Raw genomic sequence first — 14,871 nt, 5'->3', positions numbered from 1 at the left:
CTCTTCGTCGCCGTTCGCGCGGTGACGGAACTACCGAAAGGAAATATCAATGGCCAACGTTGATGAGCTGCTCGAGACCTTCGCCGGCATGACCCTGCTGGAGCTGTCCGAGTTCGTGAAGGCGTTCGAGGACAAGTTCGAGGTCACCGCCGCTGCTCCGGTCGCCGTCGCCGCGGTCGCCGGTGGCGCTGCCCCGGCCGAGGCTGCCGAGGAGCAGGACGAGTTCGACGTCATCCTCGAGGGTGCCGGCGACAAGAAGATCCAGGTCATCAAGGTCGTTCGCGAGATCGTCTCCGGCCTGGGCCTGAAGGAAGCCAAGGACCTGGTCGAGGGTGCCCCGAAGCCGATCCTGGAGAAGGTCGCCAAGGACGCCGCCGAGGCCGCCAAGGCGAAGCTGGAAGAGGCCGGCGCCAAGGTTTCCGTCAAGTAAGACGGACCTGTGGCGGGGCACAGCCTCGTGCCGCTTTGATTGTGAAAAGGGTGGTTCCCATTGGGGGACCGCCCTTTTCGCGTATTGTGCCGTCGTGATTGGCGCGTAATCGATAATTCGATACGAATGTTGCTACCGACCAGTCAGGTCCCGGTGTCCGAGACGGTGTATATGCGATACAGTGACCGGACCTACTGTGATGCGCCACACCGCGCGAATTTTGTGGCCCGTAGTCACACGTAGTGCGCTCGTCGGAGAAAGTGGAGGTTGGCGTGGGCGTCGAGGTCAGAACCGAAGGCATCACGAAGTCGTTCGGTTCGCAGCGTATTTGGCAGGACGTCACGCTGACGCTGCCGCCGGGGGAAGTCAGCGCTCTGCTCGGCCCGTCCGGTACCGGTAAGTCGGTCTTCCTGAAGTCGTTGATCGGTCTGCTGCGCCCGGAGAAGGGCTCGATCTACATCGACGGCACCGACATCACGACCTGTTCGAACAAGGAGCTCTACGAGATCCGCAAGCTGTTCGGTGTGCTGTTCCAGGATGGCGCGCTGTTCGGGTCGATGAACCTGTTCGACAACACGGCCTTCCCGTTGCGTGAGCACACCAAGAAGAGCGAATCCGAGATCAAGAAGATCGTCATGGAGAAGCTCGAGCTGACCGGTCTGCTGGGTGCGGAGGGCAAGCTGCCCGGTGAGATCTCCGGTGGTATGCGCAAGCGTGCCGGCCTGGCTCGCGCGCTGGTGCTGGACCCGCAGATCATCCTGGTCGACGAGCCGGACTCGGGTCTGGATCCGGTTCGTACCACGTATCTTTCGCAGTTGTTGATCGATATCAACGCGCAGATCGACGCGACGATCCTGATCGTGACGCACAACATCAACCTGGCTCGTACGGTGCCGGACAACATCGGCATGCTGTTCCGCCGCAATCTGGTCATGTTCGGTCCGCGTGAGGTGCTGCTGACCTCGGAGGAGCCGGTGGTCAAGCAGTTCCTCAACGGCCGTATGCAGGGTCCGATCGGTATGTCGGAGGAGAAGGACGAAGCTCAGATGGCCCGTGAGCAGGCCATGTTCGACTCGGGTCACCACGCCGGTGGCGCGGAGGAGATCGAGGGCATCATCCCGCAGATGCGGGCGCAGCCGGGCATGCCGGTCCGCGGTGCCGTCGGACGTCGTCGCGAGCGGGTCCGCCAGATCATGCACACGCTGCCGCCGGCCGCCCAGGAAGCCATTCGCGAGTCGATGTCGCAGAACGGCGACGAGACCGACACGCAGGTGATGCCCGCATACCAGGGTGGCTACGACGCCACGGTTCGACAGAACCTGACTAACGGGTAACATACGCGGCGTGAATCCCACCCTGACGCGACTGCGCACCCCGGTCGAGTCGGGACTTGCCCAGGCCGGCAACATATTCGCACTCTTCCTGGACGTGTTCCGGAAGACGTTCCGCCGGCCCTTCCAGTGGCGGGAGTTCATCGAACAGTCGTGGTTCATCGCGAGTGTCTCGATCCTTCCCGCCGCTCTGGTGGCAATCCCGTTCGGCGCCGTGGTGGCCCTGCAGACCGGCTCGCTCATCAAGCAGCTGGGGGCGGAGAACTTCACCGGCGCGACCAGTGTTCTGGCCACCGTGCAGCAAGCTGCACCGGTCGTCACCGCGCTGATCATCGCCGGCGCCGCCGGCTCGGCCGTGGCCGCCGATCTCGGCTCGCGCACCATTCGCGAGGAGATCGACGCCATGGAGGTACTCGGCATCGATCCCATCCAGCGCCTCGTGGTTCCGCGCGTGCTGGGCATGATGCTGGTGGCCTTCCTGCTCAACGGCCTGGTCTCGGTCGTCGGCATCTGCGGCGGCTACTTCTTCAACGTCGGGCTGCAGGGCGGCACCCCGGGCGCGTACCTCGCGTCCTTCTCCGCCCTCGCACAGATCCCCGACCTGGTCATCGGCGAGATCAAGGCCCTGATCTTCGGCGTGGTGGCGGGTGTGATCGCCGCCTACAAGGGCCTGCATCCGAAGGGGGGACCGAAAGGAGTGGGTGACGCGGTGAACCAATCCGTGGTGATCACGTTCCTCGTTCTGTTCTTCCTGAATCTGATCCTCACCCTGATCTACCTTCAGGTCGTCCCCGCAAAGGGCGCGTGATCCATGGTTGTTTCGCAGCGCACCACCGTCTTCTCCCGGTCGGCGCGCCGGGTCAGACCCGTGCTCATGGCGCCGGTCGACCTGGTCGACAAGGCCGGCGATCAGATGTCGTTCTACTCCCGGGCGATCGGCGCGATCCCGAAGACGATCGTGCACTTCCGCAAGGAGGTCATGCGGCTGCTGGCCGAGGTGACCTTCGGATCGGGCGCCCTCGCGGTCATCGGCGGCACCATCGGCGTCATCGTGTTCATGTCGGCCTCGGTCGGTGTGGTCGTCGGCCTGCAGGGCTTCAAGGCCCTCGACGCCCTGGGTTCCGGTGTTCTCACCGGCTTCCTGACCGGGTACATCAATACCCGCGAGCTCGCGCCACTGGTCGCGGCACTGGCACTGTCGGCGACGGTCGGCTGTGGTTTCACCGCGCAGCTGGGCGCCATGCGGATCTCCGAGGAGATCGACGCGCTCGAGGTGATGGCGGTGCCGTCGGTGCCCTTCCTGGTGACCACGCGCGCCATCGCCGGCTTCCTCGCCGTGATTCCGCTGTACGTGGTCGGCCTGCTGGGCACCTACCTGGCCTCGCGGATGATCAGCATCTACTTCAACGGGCAGTCCAGTGGTTCCTATGACCACTACTTCAGTCTGTTCCTGCCACCGGAGGACGTGCTCTATTCCTTCGTGAAGGTGCTCGTCTTCGCGTTCGTGATCATCCTGGTGCACTGCTACTACGGCTACAACGCCAGCGGTGGTCCCGCGGGCGTGGGTGTGGCCGTGGGCCGCGCGGTGCGCGCCGCCATCGTGCTGATCAACGTGCTCGATTTCTTCCTGTCCCTGGCGATCTGGGGCACGACCACGACGGTGCGGGTGGCCGGATGACCAACCCGCAGCGTGTGCAGTTCTGGCGATCCACCGAGAAACTGCGCAACCGTACCCTCGGCGTGCTCTTCTTCGTGCTGGTGGCGCTGTTCCTGTGGACCACCATCGCCATCTACAACAAGCAGTTCGTGGACACCGTCCGGGTCAACCTGATCACCGACACCGTCGGAAACGCGCTGACCCGCAACGCGGATGTGAAAGTCCGCGGCGTCACCGTAGGCGAGCTGCGGTCGAGTTCCTACGACGGCAAGAACGTCACACTGGATCTGGCCATCGACCCGGGCAAGGCCGGCAAGATTCCGTCCAATGTGACCGCCCGCCTGCTGCCCAAGACGCTGTTCGGTGAGCGCTACATCGACCTGGTGTGGCCGGAGAGCCCGCAGGGCCATCTCACCGCGGGCGTGACCCTGCACCAGGACACCAGCGGCAACGCCGTCGAGGTGAGCCAGCTGCTGGACCACATCCTGCCGCTGCTGCAGGCGATTCCGCCGCAGTACCTGTCCTCCACGCTGGGCGCGCTGTCCAATGCGCTGCAGGGGCAGGGCGAGGAGCTGGGCAAGACCATCGACCGGCTCGACGACATCGTCACCCAGGTCAACGGTGAAATGCCGACGCTGCAACAGGATCTGAAGAGCCTGGCCGACGTGGCGACCACCTACGCCGATGCCGCGCCCGAGCTGGTGTCCGCGCTGGACAACCTGCGCACCACCAATGCCACCATCGTGCAGAAGCGTTCGCAGGTCGATACCCTGCTGGCGACGCTGACCCCGAGCGCCTCGACCACCGCAGACTTCCTGGTGGCCAACCGCGACAACATCATCGACGTGGCGGCGGACTCGCGGCCCGCGCTGGAGGCGCTGGCCAAGTACTCGCCCAGCTACAGCTGCGCGCTGGCCGGTTTCGCGGAGCTGAAGCCGCGCATCGACCAGATCTTCGGCAAGGGCACCAACCTGCCGGGCTCGCGCGTGACCGTGCAGATCGTGAATCCGCGCGGCCGCTACGTGCCCAACCAGGACGAGCCGCGCTGGTTCGACCCGCGTGGGCCGCTGTGCGTTCCGATGTACCCGCCGGGCACCGACCCGGGCCAGTACACCGACGGCTCCGCCAATGACGGTTCCTACCAGCCGCCGAGCCGTAATCCGGGTGACCAGAACGTCGGCCGCATGCCGGAGCCGCAGTACAAGGTGTACGGCCCGCAGGCGCCGACCACCGCCTACTCGCCGCAGGAGGCCCAGGCCCTGGGCGCGATCTACGGTGCGGCACACGGAGTTTCGCCCGAACAGGTGCCCACCTGGGTGACCAAGATCGCCGCCCCGGCCTTCCGCGGCAGTGAGGTGAGCGTCAAGTGAAGGATCTGCTGCGCGGCCTCGGGCCGACGCTGACCAAACTGATCGCCTTCATTCTCGTCACGGTCTTCCTGACGGGTGTGCTGGCGCTGACCATCGCCAACTACGGTGGCGGCGGTACCAAGTTCAATGCCCGGTTCACCGATGTGACCTCCCTGAACAAGGGCGACGAGGTGCGCGTGGCCGGTGTCCGGGTGGGCAAGGTGACCAATGTGTCCATCGTGGACAAGCGCCTGGCCAATGTGGAATTCGAACTGACCGACCGGGATTGGCTGCCCGCCTCCACCACCGCGACCATCAAGTACCGGAACCTGGTGGGCCAGCGCTACATCGCGCTGGAACAGGGCACCGGGCAGCAGGGCCGCAAGATGAACAAGGGCTCGACCATCCCGCTGGAGCGCACCAAGCCGGCGGTCAATCTGACCGAGCTGTTCAACGGCTTCCGGCCGCTGTTCCAGACGCTCACCCCCGAGGACGTCAACAAGCTGTCGTCCGAGATCATCCAGGTCTTCCAGGGCGAATCCGGCACCATCGCGGACCTGGTGGCCAACACCGCCTCGCTCACCAACAAGGTGGCCGACAAGGACGCGGTCATCGGTGAGCTGATCAAGAACCTGAATGCCGTGCTGGACAGCATCAATTCGCGCGGCGACCAGCTCGACCAGCTGATCGTCAATACCGAGGCGCTGGTCACCGGGCTGAACGCCGATCGCGGCACCATCGGCTCGGCGGTCACCTCGCTCGGCAACCTGGCCTCGGCCACCGCCGACCTGCTGGTCCCGGTCCGGCCGAACCTGCAGGGCGCCATCGCCGGTCTGAACCAGCTCACCGGCACTCTCAACGACCGCAAGGACGAGGTCGACGAGGGCCTGACCAACCTGCCCATCAAGATGGAGAAGCTCGGTCGCGCGGCGTCCTACGGCTCCTGGTTCCAGTTCTATCTGTGCGGCATCGACATCGTCGCCGGACCGGGCACCAAGGACGCGCCGCAGCTGAACTTCCCGCCCGCACTGCAGAACATGCCGACTGTGAACCAGCCGATCTACACGAATCCGGCCCCGCGCTGCCATGGGAAGGGAGGCCGCTGATGGACGACCGCGCTGTATTGGGCAAGCGCAGTCCGGCGTTCATGGGTGGGCTGGGCCTGATCCTGGTGCTGCTGGTGACCCTGTCCGCGTTCAATCTCGACAAACTGCCGATCATCGGGGCCGGCATCAAGTACACCGCCGAGTTCTCCGAGGCCGCGGGCCTGAAGAAGGGCAACGAGGTGCGCATCGCCGGCGTCAAGGTCGGCGCGGTGTCCGATGTCCGCCTCGACGGCGACAAGGTGCTGGTGGACTTCCGCACCCAGGATGCCTGGATCGGGGACGAGTCCACCGCCTCGATCCAGATCAAGACCGTGCTCGGGCAGAAGTACCTGGCGCTGGATCCCAAGGGCACCAAGGTCCTGAACCCCTCGGATCGGATCCCGCTCTCGCGCACCGTGTCTCCCTACGACGTGGTGGACGCGTTCAGCGACGCCGCCAAGAACATCGAGCAGACCGACACCGCGCAGCTGGCGAAGAGCTTCACCGTGCTGTCGGACGCCTTCTCGGCCACCCCGCCGGAACTGCGCAGCTCCATCGACGGCGTCGCCCGGCTCTCGGAGACGCTGGCCAAGCGTGACGATCAGCTCAAGAAGCTGTTCGCGGCCACCAAGACCACCACCAAGGTGCTGGCCGACCGCAACCAGGAGTTCGAGCGGCTCATCTCCAACGGCGGCGAGCTGCTGGCCGAGCTGAACGTGCGCCAGCAGGCCATCCACCAGCTGCTCACCGGCGCGAAAACCGTTGCGGCGGAACTGACAGCGCTGGTCAAGGACAACGAGGCCCAGATCGGCCCGGCACTGACCAACCTCAACAAGACCATCGACCTGCTCAACGACCACCAGGCCGACCTGTCCAAGACCCTCACGCTGGCCGCGCCCTTCTACGGGCTCTACTCCAACGTGCTGGGCAACGGCCGCTGGTTCGACGCGGTCATCACGAACCTGATTCCGCCCGCGCTGCCGGACATCCCGGGTGATCGTCAGCCGATCCGAAAGATGGGAGGTTAACTCGTGGCGAGCAATCCGCTGTCCGCCCTGCGTGGCGCCAGCACCAAGAGCAAGATCATCGCCGGAGTGACCGTCCTGGCGGTGGTGCTCGCGGGCGTCGCGTGGTGGAGCTTCGATCGGCTCAACACCACCACCATCACCGCGTACTTCGACAAGTCCATCGGCATCTACAAGGGTTCCGACGTGCGCGTCCTGGGCGTGCCGGTGGGCCGGGTGGATTCGGTGGACCCGCAGGGCGACGTGGTCAAGGTCGTCATGAAGGTCGACCGCGGCTACGACATCCCCGCCGACGCCAAGGCCGCCCAGATCACCCCCTCGGTGGTGTCGGACCGGTACATCCAGCTCGCGCCCGCCTACAAGGGCGGACCGAAGATGGCCCGCAACGCCACCATTCCGAAGGATCGCACCGCGACCCCGGTCGAGGTGGACCGGCTCTACAACAGCATCACCGAACTGTCGAAGGCACTCGGCCCGGAGGGCGCCAACAAGCCCGACGGCGCCACCGGTGAAGGCGCGCTGAACCAGCTGGTGCGCACCGGCGCGGCGAACCTCGCCGGCAACGGCGACGCGCTGGGCAACAGCTTCACCCAGCTGTCCAAGGCCGCGCACGCGCTCTCCGATTCGCGCACCGACATTTTCGACACGGTCAGGAACCTGCAGACCTTCGTGCAGACCCTGGCCGACAACGACGCGCAGGTGCGGACCTTCAACACCCAGCTGGCCTCGCTGGCCGGGTTCCTGTCCGACGAGCGTCAGACCCTCGGCCAGGCGCTGAACCTGCTGTCGGTCGCGCTCGGCGACGTGGCCCGGTTCATCGACAACAACCGGGACCTGGTGCAGTCCAACGCCGATGCGCTGACCAAGCTCACCCAGACCCTCGCCGACCAGCGCGACGATCTGGCCAAGGCGCTGCCGCTCATCCCGACCGCGCTGAGCAACCTGATCAACGTGCACAACGGTGAGTCCGGCACGCTCGACATGCGTCCCAACTTCACCGACCTGCAGGATCCCTTCGGCGTCATCTGCAAGATGCTGGACCTGGGCAAGCTGCGTCCCGGCGACCCCAAGTTCGACGCCATCTCGCGTCAGCTGCAGCCGATCCTGAACAACTGCAAGGTGATCACCGATCAGCTCACCGCGGGCGTGAAGACACCCTCGCTGGTGTTGCCCTTCGGCATCCTCAGCGGCGAGAACGAGCAGCACAACACGGTCCCCGGCACCGTCCCCGGTAATCCGTCCGACCAGCTGCCGCCGTCGCAGCAGGAAGGTGGGCAGCGATGAGCGCCAACCGGATTCGCGGCGGCCGGGTCCGGCGCACCGCCCTCCTGGCCACCTCGCTGGGCGCGGTGACGCTGATGGCGGCCGGCTGCGGCGCGGACAGCATTCCGCTGCCCGGCGGCCCGAACATCGGCAAGCACCCGCTGCACCTCGACATCCGCTTCGCCGACGTGCTGGACCTGGTCCCGCAGTCGTCGGTGAAAGTGGACGGTGTCGCGGTGGGCCGGGTCGACAAGATCCGCATCGCCCCCGACAACGCCTGGGAAGCCAGCGTGCAGGTGCTCGTCGACGACAGCGTGAACCTGCCCGCCAATGCCCACGCCGAGGTCAAGCAGACCAACCTGCTGGGTGAGAAGTACATCGAACTGTCCGCACCCGCAAAGGATGCCGATTCCGCGCGGCTGAAGGACGGCGCCAAGATCCCGGTCGAGAACACCCGCACCGCCACCGAGGTGGAGCAGGTGCTGGGCGCGCTGTCGCTGCTGCTCAATGGCGGCGGCGTGGCGCAGCTGCAGCCGATCGTGGTGGAGCTCAACAAGACTCTGGGCGGCCGCGAGGGCAAGGTCCGGGACCTGCTGAGCCAGGCCAACACCCTGATCAAGGGCCTCGACGACCAGGTCGACAACATCACCCGCGCGCTGGACAGCCTCGACACGCTGACCAGCCGGGTGGGGCAGCAGACCACCCAGATCTCCAAGATCCTCGACGAGCTGCCGGGCGGCATCAAGATCCTCAACGAGCAACGGCCGCAGCTGATTCAGCTGCTGGGCCAGCTGGATCGGGTGGGGCAGTCCGGATTCGACGTGCTGAACAAGTCCAAGGACAACCTGATCACCGACCTGTCCTCGCTGCGGCCCACGCTGCAGGCGCTGGGCGCGTCGGCGGGTGACCTGGTGACCGCGTTCCCGCTCATCCCGACCTACCCGTTCCCGGACGAGGCCATCAAGTCCGCGTTCGGCGGCCAGGTCAACACCTGGCTCTCGGTGGACCTGCAGATCGGCACTCTGCTGTCGAATCTCGGTGTGGGCAAACAGGATCCGCAGTACCTGCCGCCCGCGGGCCGCCAGGTCAACGTGGATCCGACCAACCCGTACTACAACGGCAACGGGCCGCGCGGCGGCTGGCCGACCGTCTCGCTGCTGCCGCTGCCGCCCACCGTGGCCCGGCCGATCGGGCAGCCGGGACCGACCGATCCGCTGGGATCGATTCTCGAGCAGCTGGGAGTGGGTGGTCCGCGATGACTCGTCTGGTGCGTAATCAGCTGATCGCCTTCGCGGTCATCGCGGTGCTCGGCGTCGTGTTCGTCGGCGCCAAGTACGTGCGGCTGGACAATATGCTCGGCTTCGGGCTGTACAAGGTGAAGGTCGAGGCCGCCGAAACCGGCAACCTGTCCAAGGGCGCGGAGGTCACCTACCGCGGTGTCCCCGTGGGCCGGGTCGGAGACCTCGACGTCACCCCCGACGGCGTGCTCATCACCCTGGAGATGAACTCCGGCAAGCCCAAGGTCCCCGCCAATGCCAAGGCGGTGGTGGCCGACCGCTCCGCCATCGGTGAGCAGTACGTGGACCTGCAGCCCACCAGCGACGGCGGGCCGTACCTGAAGGACGGCTCGGTCATCGTCGGCGCGCAGCTGCCCGTCCACGTCGAGGAGCTGCTCTCCAGCGTGGACCACTTCGCCGGCACCACCGACCTGAAGGCGCTGTCCACCACCATCACCGAGCTGGGCAAGGCGTTCGACGGCAAGGGCGACGACCTCAAGATCCTGATCGACTCGCTCAACAAGTTCAGCGCCACCGCCAGCGGTGACAACCTGCAGCAGACCCTGGCCCTGATCCGCTCGGCTCGCACCGTGCTGGGCACCCAGGCCGAGCAGTCCCCGGCGATCCTGCAGTTCAGCGACGGCCTGGACAAGCTCACCGCGCAGCTGAAGTCCAACGACCCGGATATCCGCCGCCTCATCGGCACCGGCACCGACGCGGGCTCCGCGATCCAGCGCCTGCTGCAGGAGAGCGGCCCGGCCCTGACCACGGACCTCACCAACCTGCGCACCCTGCTGCTGGCCATCTCGCCGAAGTTCTACGCCCTCGGCCCGGTGCTGCAGATGCTGCCGCTGCTGCCGCTGGGTGGCTCGTCCACCGCACCCGGCGACGGCACCACCCACTTCGGCCTGGTGCTGGAGACCAACAACCCGCCCGCCTGCACGGTGGGATACGAAGGCACACAACGGATTCTGGACCAGATGAAGGCCCAGAACCCCAACTTCGACGACACCCGCGACGACTTCCCGCTCAACACCCAGGCCGGGTGCGCGGTGCCGCAGGGCAGCGAGACCGATGTCCGCGGCGCCAGTCGCGCGGAGCTGGCCGACCCCAGCGTCGGGCAGCCCTGGGACGACAAGCCGAAGTACGACCCGGACAAGCTCAACCTGAACCCGGTGGCCACCCAGCTGGCCACGCTCATGGGCGTCACGCCCAAGCACTGACCGAGCTGCCCGGCACGCTCCGGGCAGCGAGATGGCACACAGTCCCAGCCCGGGCGCGAAGAGAGGAAAGTATGGTGGCGGCGTGAGTCAGCACAAGGACAGCGAATCGGGGGCGAACCTCGAGAAGCCGGCAACCCCGCCGGTTCCCGAAACAACCCCGGACGCGTCCTCGGCGGACGTCGCGCCGGAGCCGGCCGCATCCGAGACCGAGTCGGCCGAGTCGGCCGTCGGGCCGGAGTCGGCCGAATCCACCGCGGAGCCGGCCACCGTGCCGGACGAGCCCACCACGTCGGTCGCCGTGCCGGACGAGCCCGCTGAACAGGTCGCCGAGCTGCCGCCGACGTCCGGCGCCGCCGGCTCGGACCCGCGGAAGCTCGTCACCGTCGGCGCGGCCGCGCTGCTGGTGGTGTCGGTGATCGCCGCCGCCGTGGTCGGATTCATCTGGTTCGGTGACGCCAGGGACAGCTCCCGGGCCGATGCCCGCGACGCCGTCCTGACCGACGCCCGCCAGGCCGCCGTCAACCTCATGTCCATCAACCCGGACGACATCGACGGGTCGCTGGCGAACATCCGGTCATCGATGACCGGCGAGCTGCTCCAGCAGCAGGAGAACGGGCAGGATCAGCTCAAGCAGACCGCCCAGGACTCCAAGACCCGCATCCAGGCCGCCGTCGAGGGCATCACGGTCACCGCGCTCAACAGTGAGCTCGACCACGCCTCCGCCTTCGCGGTCCTGAAGATCACCCGCAGCTGGCCCGGTGGCCAGCCCGCGTCCTTCCGTCAGCTGTGGACCCTCGACCTGGTCAAGGTCGGCAGCACCTGGAAGGCCGAGAAGGCGCAGAACCTCGGCGAGCCGGTCCCCCTGGGCTCGGCCGCGCCGCAGCAGGACGCGCCCCAGCAGCCGACTTCGACCCAGCCCACCCCCAAGCCGGGCAACTAGGAGGGAGTGACCATGGCCAACCGGAAACGACCCGTCAACCGCGTCACCCCGCGCCGCCCGGCCGCCCAGCGCGGCACCGCGTCGCGCACCACCGCCGCCGACGTCCAGGCCGGGAGCGCCGAGCGGAAGACCACGAGCGCCCGGTCCACCTCCGAGCGTTCGGATCGGACCGCGTCGCGCACCACCCCGCCGCGCGGTCCGGGTCTGTCCAAAGACAGTGCCCCGCAACAGTATTCCAAGCCGACCGGCCAGGGCGGATTTTGGCGTAACTGGGGTGTCGCCACGGTGTGCGCAGCGCTCTCCGCGCTGCTGCTGGCCTTCGCGATCGCCGGTGGCGTACATCACTGGGTGAGCAAGCCCGATTCGAACTCGGGCAATCTGGCCTACGTCGACAACAAGGCCACCGACGAGGTGAAGGCCGCCGGCGACCACGCGCTGACCACGCTCTACGGCTACAAGGCCGCCGAGATCGACAAGTGGAAGGCCTCGGTCAACTCGGTGCTCACCGACAAGATGCAGAAGGACTTCGCCAAGTACGTCGACACCACGGTCGAGACCATCAAGCAGACCCGGACCGACACCGACGTCAAAACCGATCCGATCGGCGTGACCCTTCTCACCGGCGACCGCGCCGAGCTCCTGGTCAATCTGAACATCTCCGCGGTCAAGGACGGCAAGCCCGAACCCCTCGCCTCGGGTCCGATCGTGCTGCGCATGCAGAAGGTCGGTGGTCACTGGCTGGCCGCCGAGATCACCGACAAGTAAGCGCCTCCCCGCCGCCGCATGCCGGTGTCTTTCCGGCATCGCACGACGTCGGAAGGTGATCTTGTAGGGGGACAGGCGATCTCGCGATTTGTCAACTCGGGCCGCCACTTGACGAGTTTCGTCCGACCCGTCACGCTATTCACAACAGCGGCGGCTGTCACAGGGGACAGAACGCCGGCGAGGGCCTTGCGAACGCAGCCAGCGGACTTGCGGCCCGGCCGGAAAACCGTGTGGAGACCGTCACTCGGCTGTGGTGATATCGGCGTTCTGATCGCCGGGATATCGACACGGACACACCGGGGCGAAGTTGCCGCCCACGGATCGCCACGGGTGGTACTTTGACACCCCCGTAGGTTTGGGTGTAGTTTTGGACGTTGCGCTGGCTGCCTCCTGTCCATACCTCGATCGCATCACGAAAGTTCCACCCTTCCGGTGTTACTTCCGTTGTTTGCTGTTCGGGTTTCGTTCGGGTCGTACCAGCGGAATTCGTAGCAGACAAGCGACGGTCGCGGACCACCACGCGACGCGCGTGAGGTGCTGGAAGGACGCATCTTGGCAGTCTCCACCCAGACCAAGGCCGGTATTCCCGGAGCCCCGAAGCGGGTGTCTTTCGCGAAGATTCGTGAGCCCCTGGAGGTTCCCGGACTTCTCGATCTACAAACCGAATCGTTCGCCTGGCTGGTCGGTTCAGCAGACTGGCGTGAGCGTGCCACCGCGCGCGGCGACGTCACCAATCCCGTCGGGGGCCTCGAGGAGGTGCTCGAGGAGCTGTCTCCGATCGAGGACTTCTCCGGCTCCATGTCGCTGTCCTTCTCCGACCCGCGCTTCGAAGAGGTCAAGGCCTCCATCGAGGAGTGCAAGGACAAGGACATGACCTACGCGGCGCCGCTGTTCGTGACCGCGGAGTTCATCAACAACAACACCGGTGAGATCAAGTCTCAGACGGTCTTCATGGGTGACTTCCCGATGATGACCGACAAGGGCACGTTCATCATCAACGGCACCGAGCGCGTCGTCGTGTCGCAGCTGGTCCGTTCCCCGGGTGTGTACTTCGACGAGTCGATCGACAAGTCCACCGAGAAGACGCTGCACTCCGTGCGTGTCATCCCGTCGCGCGGCGCGTGGCTGGAGTTCGACGTGGACAAGCGCGACACCGTCGGCGTCCGCATCGACCGCAAGCGCCGGCAGCCGGTCACCGTGCTGCTCAAGGCGCTGGGTATGACCACCGAGGAGATCACCGAGCGCTTCGGCTTCTCGGAGATCATGATGTCCACCCTCGAGAAGGACTCCACCCCGGGTCAGGACGAGGCGCTGCTCGACATCTACCGCAAGCTGCGTCCGGGCGAGCCGCCGACCAAGGAGTCCGCGCAGACCCTGCTGGAGAACCTGTTCTTCAAGGAGAAGCGCTACGACCTGGCTCGCGTCGGTCGCTACAAGATCAACAAGAAGCTCGGCCTGAACCTGGACAAGCCGGTCACGGGTTCGACGCTGACCAAGGAAGACATCGTCGCGACGATCGAGTACCTGGTCCGCCTGCACCAGGGCGATCGCCTGATGACCGCCCCCGGCGGCTCCGAGGTCCCGGTCGACGTCGATGACATCGACCACTTCGGCAACCGTCGTCTGCGGACGGTTGGCGAGCTGATCCAGAACCAGATCCGCGTCGGTCTGTCCCGCATGGAGCGCGTCGTGCGTGAGCGCATGACCACCCAGGACGTCGAGGCGATCACCCCGCAGACCCTGATCAACATCCGCCCGGTCGTGGCGGCGATCAAGGAGTTCTTCGGCACCTCGCAGCTGTCGCAGTTCATGGACCAGAACAACCCGCTGTCGGGTCTGACCCACAAGCGTCGCCTGTCGGCGCTGGGCCCGGGTGGTCTGTCCCGTGAGCGCGCCGGCCTGGAAGTTCGTGACGTCCACCCGTCGCACTACGGCCGCATGTGCCCGATCGAGACCCCGGAAGGCCCGAACATCGGCCTGATCGGCTCGCTGTCGGTGTACGCGCGGGTCAACCCGTTCGGTTTCATCGAGACCCCGTACCGCAAGGTCGTGAACGGCCGCGTCACCGATGAGGTCAAGTACCTGACCGCCGACGAGGAGGACCGCCACGTTCGTGCGCAGGCCAACTCCCCGGTCGACGCCGACGGCAACTTCCTCGAGGACAAGGTGCTCGCGCGCCGCGGCAACGAGGAGATGGAGTTCGTCGCGCCGACCGAGGTGACCTTCATGGATGTCTCGCCGCGCCAGATGGTGTCGGTCGCGACCGCCATGATTCCGTTCCTCGAGCACGACGACGCCAACCGTGCCCTCATGGGCGCGAACATGCAGCGTCAGGCCGTGCCGCTGATCCGTTCCGAGTCGCCGCTGGTCGGCACCGGCATGGAGCTGCGCGCCGCCGTCGACGCCGGTGACGTGGTCGTGAACCAGAAGGCCGGTGTGGTGGAAGAGGTGTCGGCCGACTTCATCACCGTGATGCACGACGATGGCACTCGCCGCAGCTACCGGCTGCGTAAGTTCGAGCGTTCG

Annotated in this window: 13 protein-coding genes; all 13 read left to right on the top strand. The window is 66.3% G+C overall.

The genetic code is table 11. The features are described 5' to 3' along the window. Positions 1 to 49 precede the first annotated feature (49 nt). Positions 50 to 430 carry a 50S ribosomal protein L7/L12 gene (gene rplL, locus ABZV44_RS43780; protein ID WP_354850757.1) on the top strand — a complete coding sequence of 127 codons (381 nt, stop codon included), beginning with the start codon at positions 50 to 52 and terminating at the stop codon, positions 428 to 430. Between the two features lie 272 nt (positions 431 to 702). Further along, positions 703 to 1,764 (top strand): ATP-binding cassette domain-containing protein, encoded by a 1,062-nt coding sequence (locus ABZV44_RS43775; protein WP_354850755.1) that lies wholly within the window; start codon positions 703 to 705, stop codon positions 1,762 to 1,764. A gap of 10 nt (positions 1,765 to 1,774) precedes the next feature. After that, positions 1,775 to 2,569: an ABC transporter permease gene (locus ABZV44_RS43770; protein ID WP_354850753.1), complete on the top strand. Its 795-nt coding sequence runs from the start codon at positions 1,775 to 1,777 to the stop codon at positions 2,567 to 2,569. 66 nt (positions 2,570 to 2,635) lie between these two features. Beyond that, entirely contained in the window at positions 2,636 to 3,439 is an 804-nt protein-coding gene (locus ABZV44_RS43765) for an ABC transporter permease (protein WP_354850825.1), read from the top strand. Beyond that, on the top strand, positions 3,436 to 4,788 hold the full coding sequence (locus tag ABZV44_RS43760; RefSeq protein WP_354850751.1) for an MCE family protein: 1,353 nt from the start codon (positions 3,436 to 3,438) through the stop codon (positions 4,786 to 4,788). Before ABZV44_RS43765 ends, ABZV44_RS43760 begins: the two co-directional genes overlap by 4 nt. A gap of 8 nt (positions 4,789 to 4,796) precedes the next feature. Then, positions 4,797 to 5,873: an MlaD family protein gene (locus ABZV44_RS43755; protein WP_354850823.1), complete on the top strand. Its 1,077-nt coding sequence runs from the start codon at positions 4,797 to 4,799 to the stop codon at positions 5,871 to 5,873. Continuing rightward, entirely contained in the window at positions 5,873 to 6,880 is a 1,008-nt protein-coding gene (locus ABZV44_RS43750) for an MCE family protein (protein WP_354850748.1), read from the top strand. The genes ABZV44_RS43755 and ABZV44_RS43750 overlap by 1 nt, the downstream gene beginning before the upstream one ends. A gap of 3 nt (positions 6,881 to 6,883) precedes the next feature. Then, on the top strand, positions 6,884 to 8,161 hold the full coding sequence (locus tag ABZV44_RS43745; RefSeq protein ID WP_354850745.1) for an MCE family protein: 1,278 nt from the start codon (positions 6,884 to 6,886) through the stop codon (positions 8,159 to 8,161). Then, positions 8,158 to 9,399 carry an MCE family protein gene (locus tag ABZV44_RS43740; RefSeq protein ID WP_354850742.1) on the top strand — a complete coding sequence of 414 codons (1,242 nt, stop codon included), beginning with the start codon at positions 8,158 to 8,160 and terminating at the stop codon, positions 9,397 to 9,399. The genes ABZV44_RS43745 and ABZV44_RS43740 overlap by 4 nt, the downstream gene beginning before the upstream one ends. Further along, on the top strand, positions 9,396 to 10,640 hold the full coding sequence (locus ABZV44_RS43735; RefSeq protein ID WP_354850740.1) for an MlaD family protein: 1,245 nt from the start codon (positions 9,396 to 9,398) through the stop codon (positions 10,638 to 10,640). Before ABZV44_RS43740 ends, ABZV44_RS43735 begins: the two co-directional genes overlap by 4 nt. Positions 10,641 to 10,722: 82 nt before the next feature. Beyond that, positions 10,723 to 11,580 (top strand): hypothetical protein, encoded by an 858-nt coding sequence (locus ABZV44_RS43730; RefSeq protein WP_354850737.1) that lies wholly within the window; start codon positions 10,723 to 10,725, stop codon positions 11,578 to 11,580. 12 nt (positions 11,581 to 11,592) lie between these two features. Beyond that, a complete protein-coding gene (locus ABZV44_RS43725) occupies positions 11,593 to 12,345 on the top strand; it encodes a hypothetical protein (protein WP_354850734.1) in 753 nt (250 codons plus the stop codon). Positions 12,346 to 12,879: 534 nt separating this feature from the next. After that, positions 12,880 to 14,871 (top strand): DNA-directed RNA polymerase subunit beta (locus ABZV44_RS43720; RefSeq protein WP_354850731.1); only part of this gene is annotated, 1,992 nt, incomplete at its 3' end.

The sequence above is a fragment of the Nocardia sp. NPDC004860 genome (assembly GCF_040609015.1).
In the GTDB taxonomy this organism is placed as follows: Bacteria; Actinomycetota; Actinomycetes; order Mycobacteriales; family Mycobacteriaceae; genus Nocardia.
The sequence above is the reverse complement of the archived record's forward strand: the minus strand, read 5'-3'. Positions and strand labels throughout refer to the sequence as shown.

What these genes read in the sequence shown, in the direction of transcription:
- rplL (WP_354850757.1), top strand. Translation starts at nt 50, where the DNA reads ATGGCCAACGTTGATGAGCTGCTCGAGACCTTCGCCGGCATGACCCTG.
- ABZV44_RS43765 (WP_354850825.1), top strand. Translation starts at nt 2,636, where the DNA reads ATGGCGCCGGTCGACCTGGTCGACAAGGCCGGCGATCAGATGTCGTTC.
- ABZV44_RS43760 (WP_354850751.1), top strand. Translation starts at nt 3,436, where the DNA reads ATGACCAACCCGCAGCGTGTGCAGTTCTGGCGATCCACCGAGAAACTG.
- ABZV44_RS43750 (WP_354850748.1), top strand. Translation starts at nt 5,873, where the DNA reads ATGGACGACCGCGCTGTATTGGGCAAGCGCAGTCCGGCGTTCATGGGT.
- ABZV44_RS43740 (WP_354850742.1), top strand. Translation starts at nt 8,158, where the DNA reads ATGAGCGCCAACCGGATTCGCGGCGGCCGGGTCCGGCGCACCGCCCTC.
- ABZV44_RS43735 (WP_354850740.1), top strand. Translation starts at nt 9,396, where the DNA reads ATGACTCGTCTGGTGCGTAATCAGCTGATCGCCTTCGCGGTCATCGCG.
- ABZV44_RS43725 (WP_354850734.1), top strand. Translation starts at nt 11,593, where the DNA reads ATGGCCAACCGGAAACGACCCGTCAACCGCGTCACCCCGCGCCGCCCG.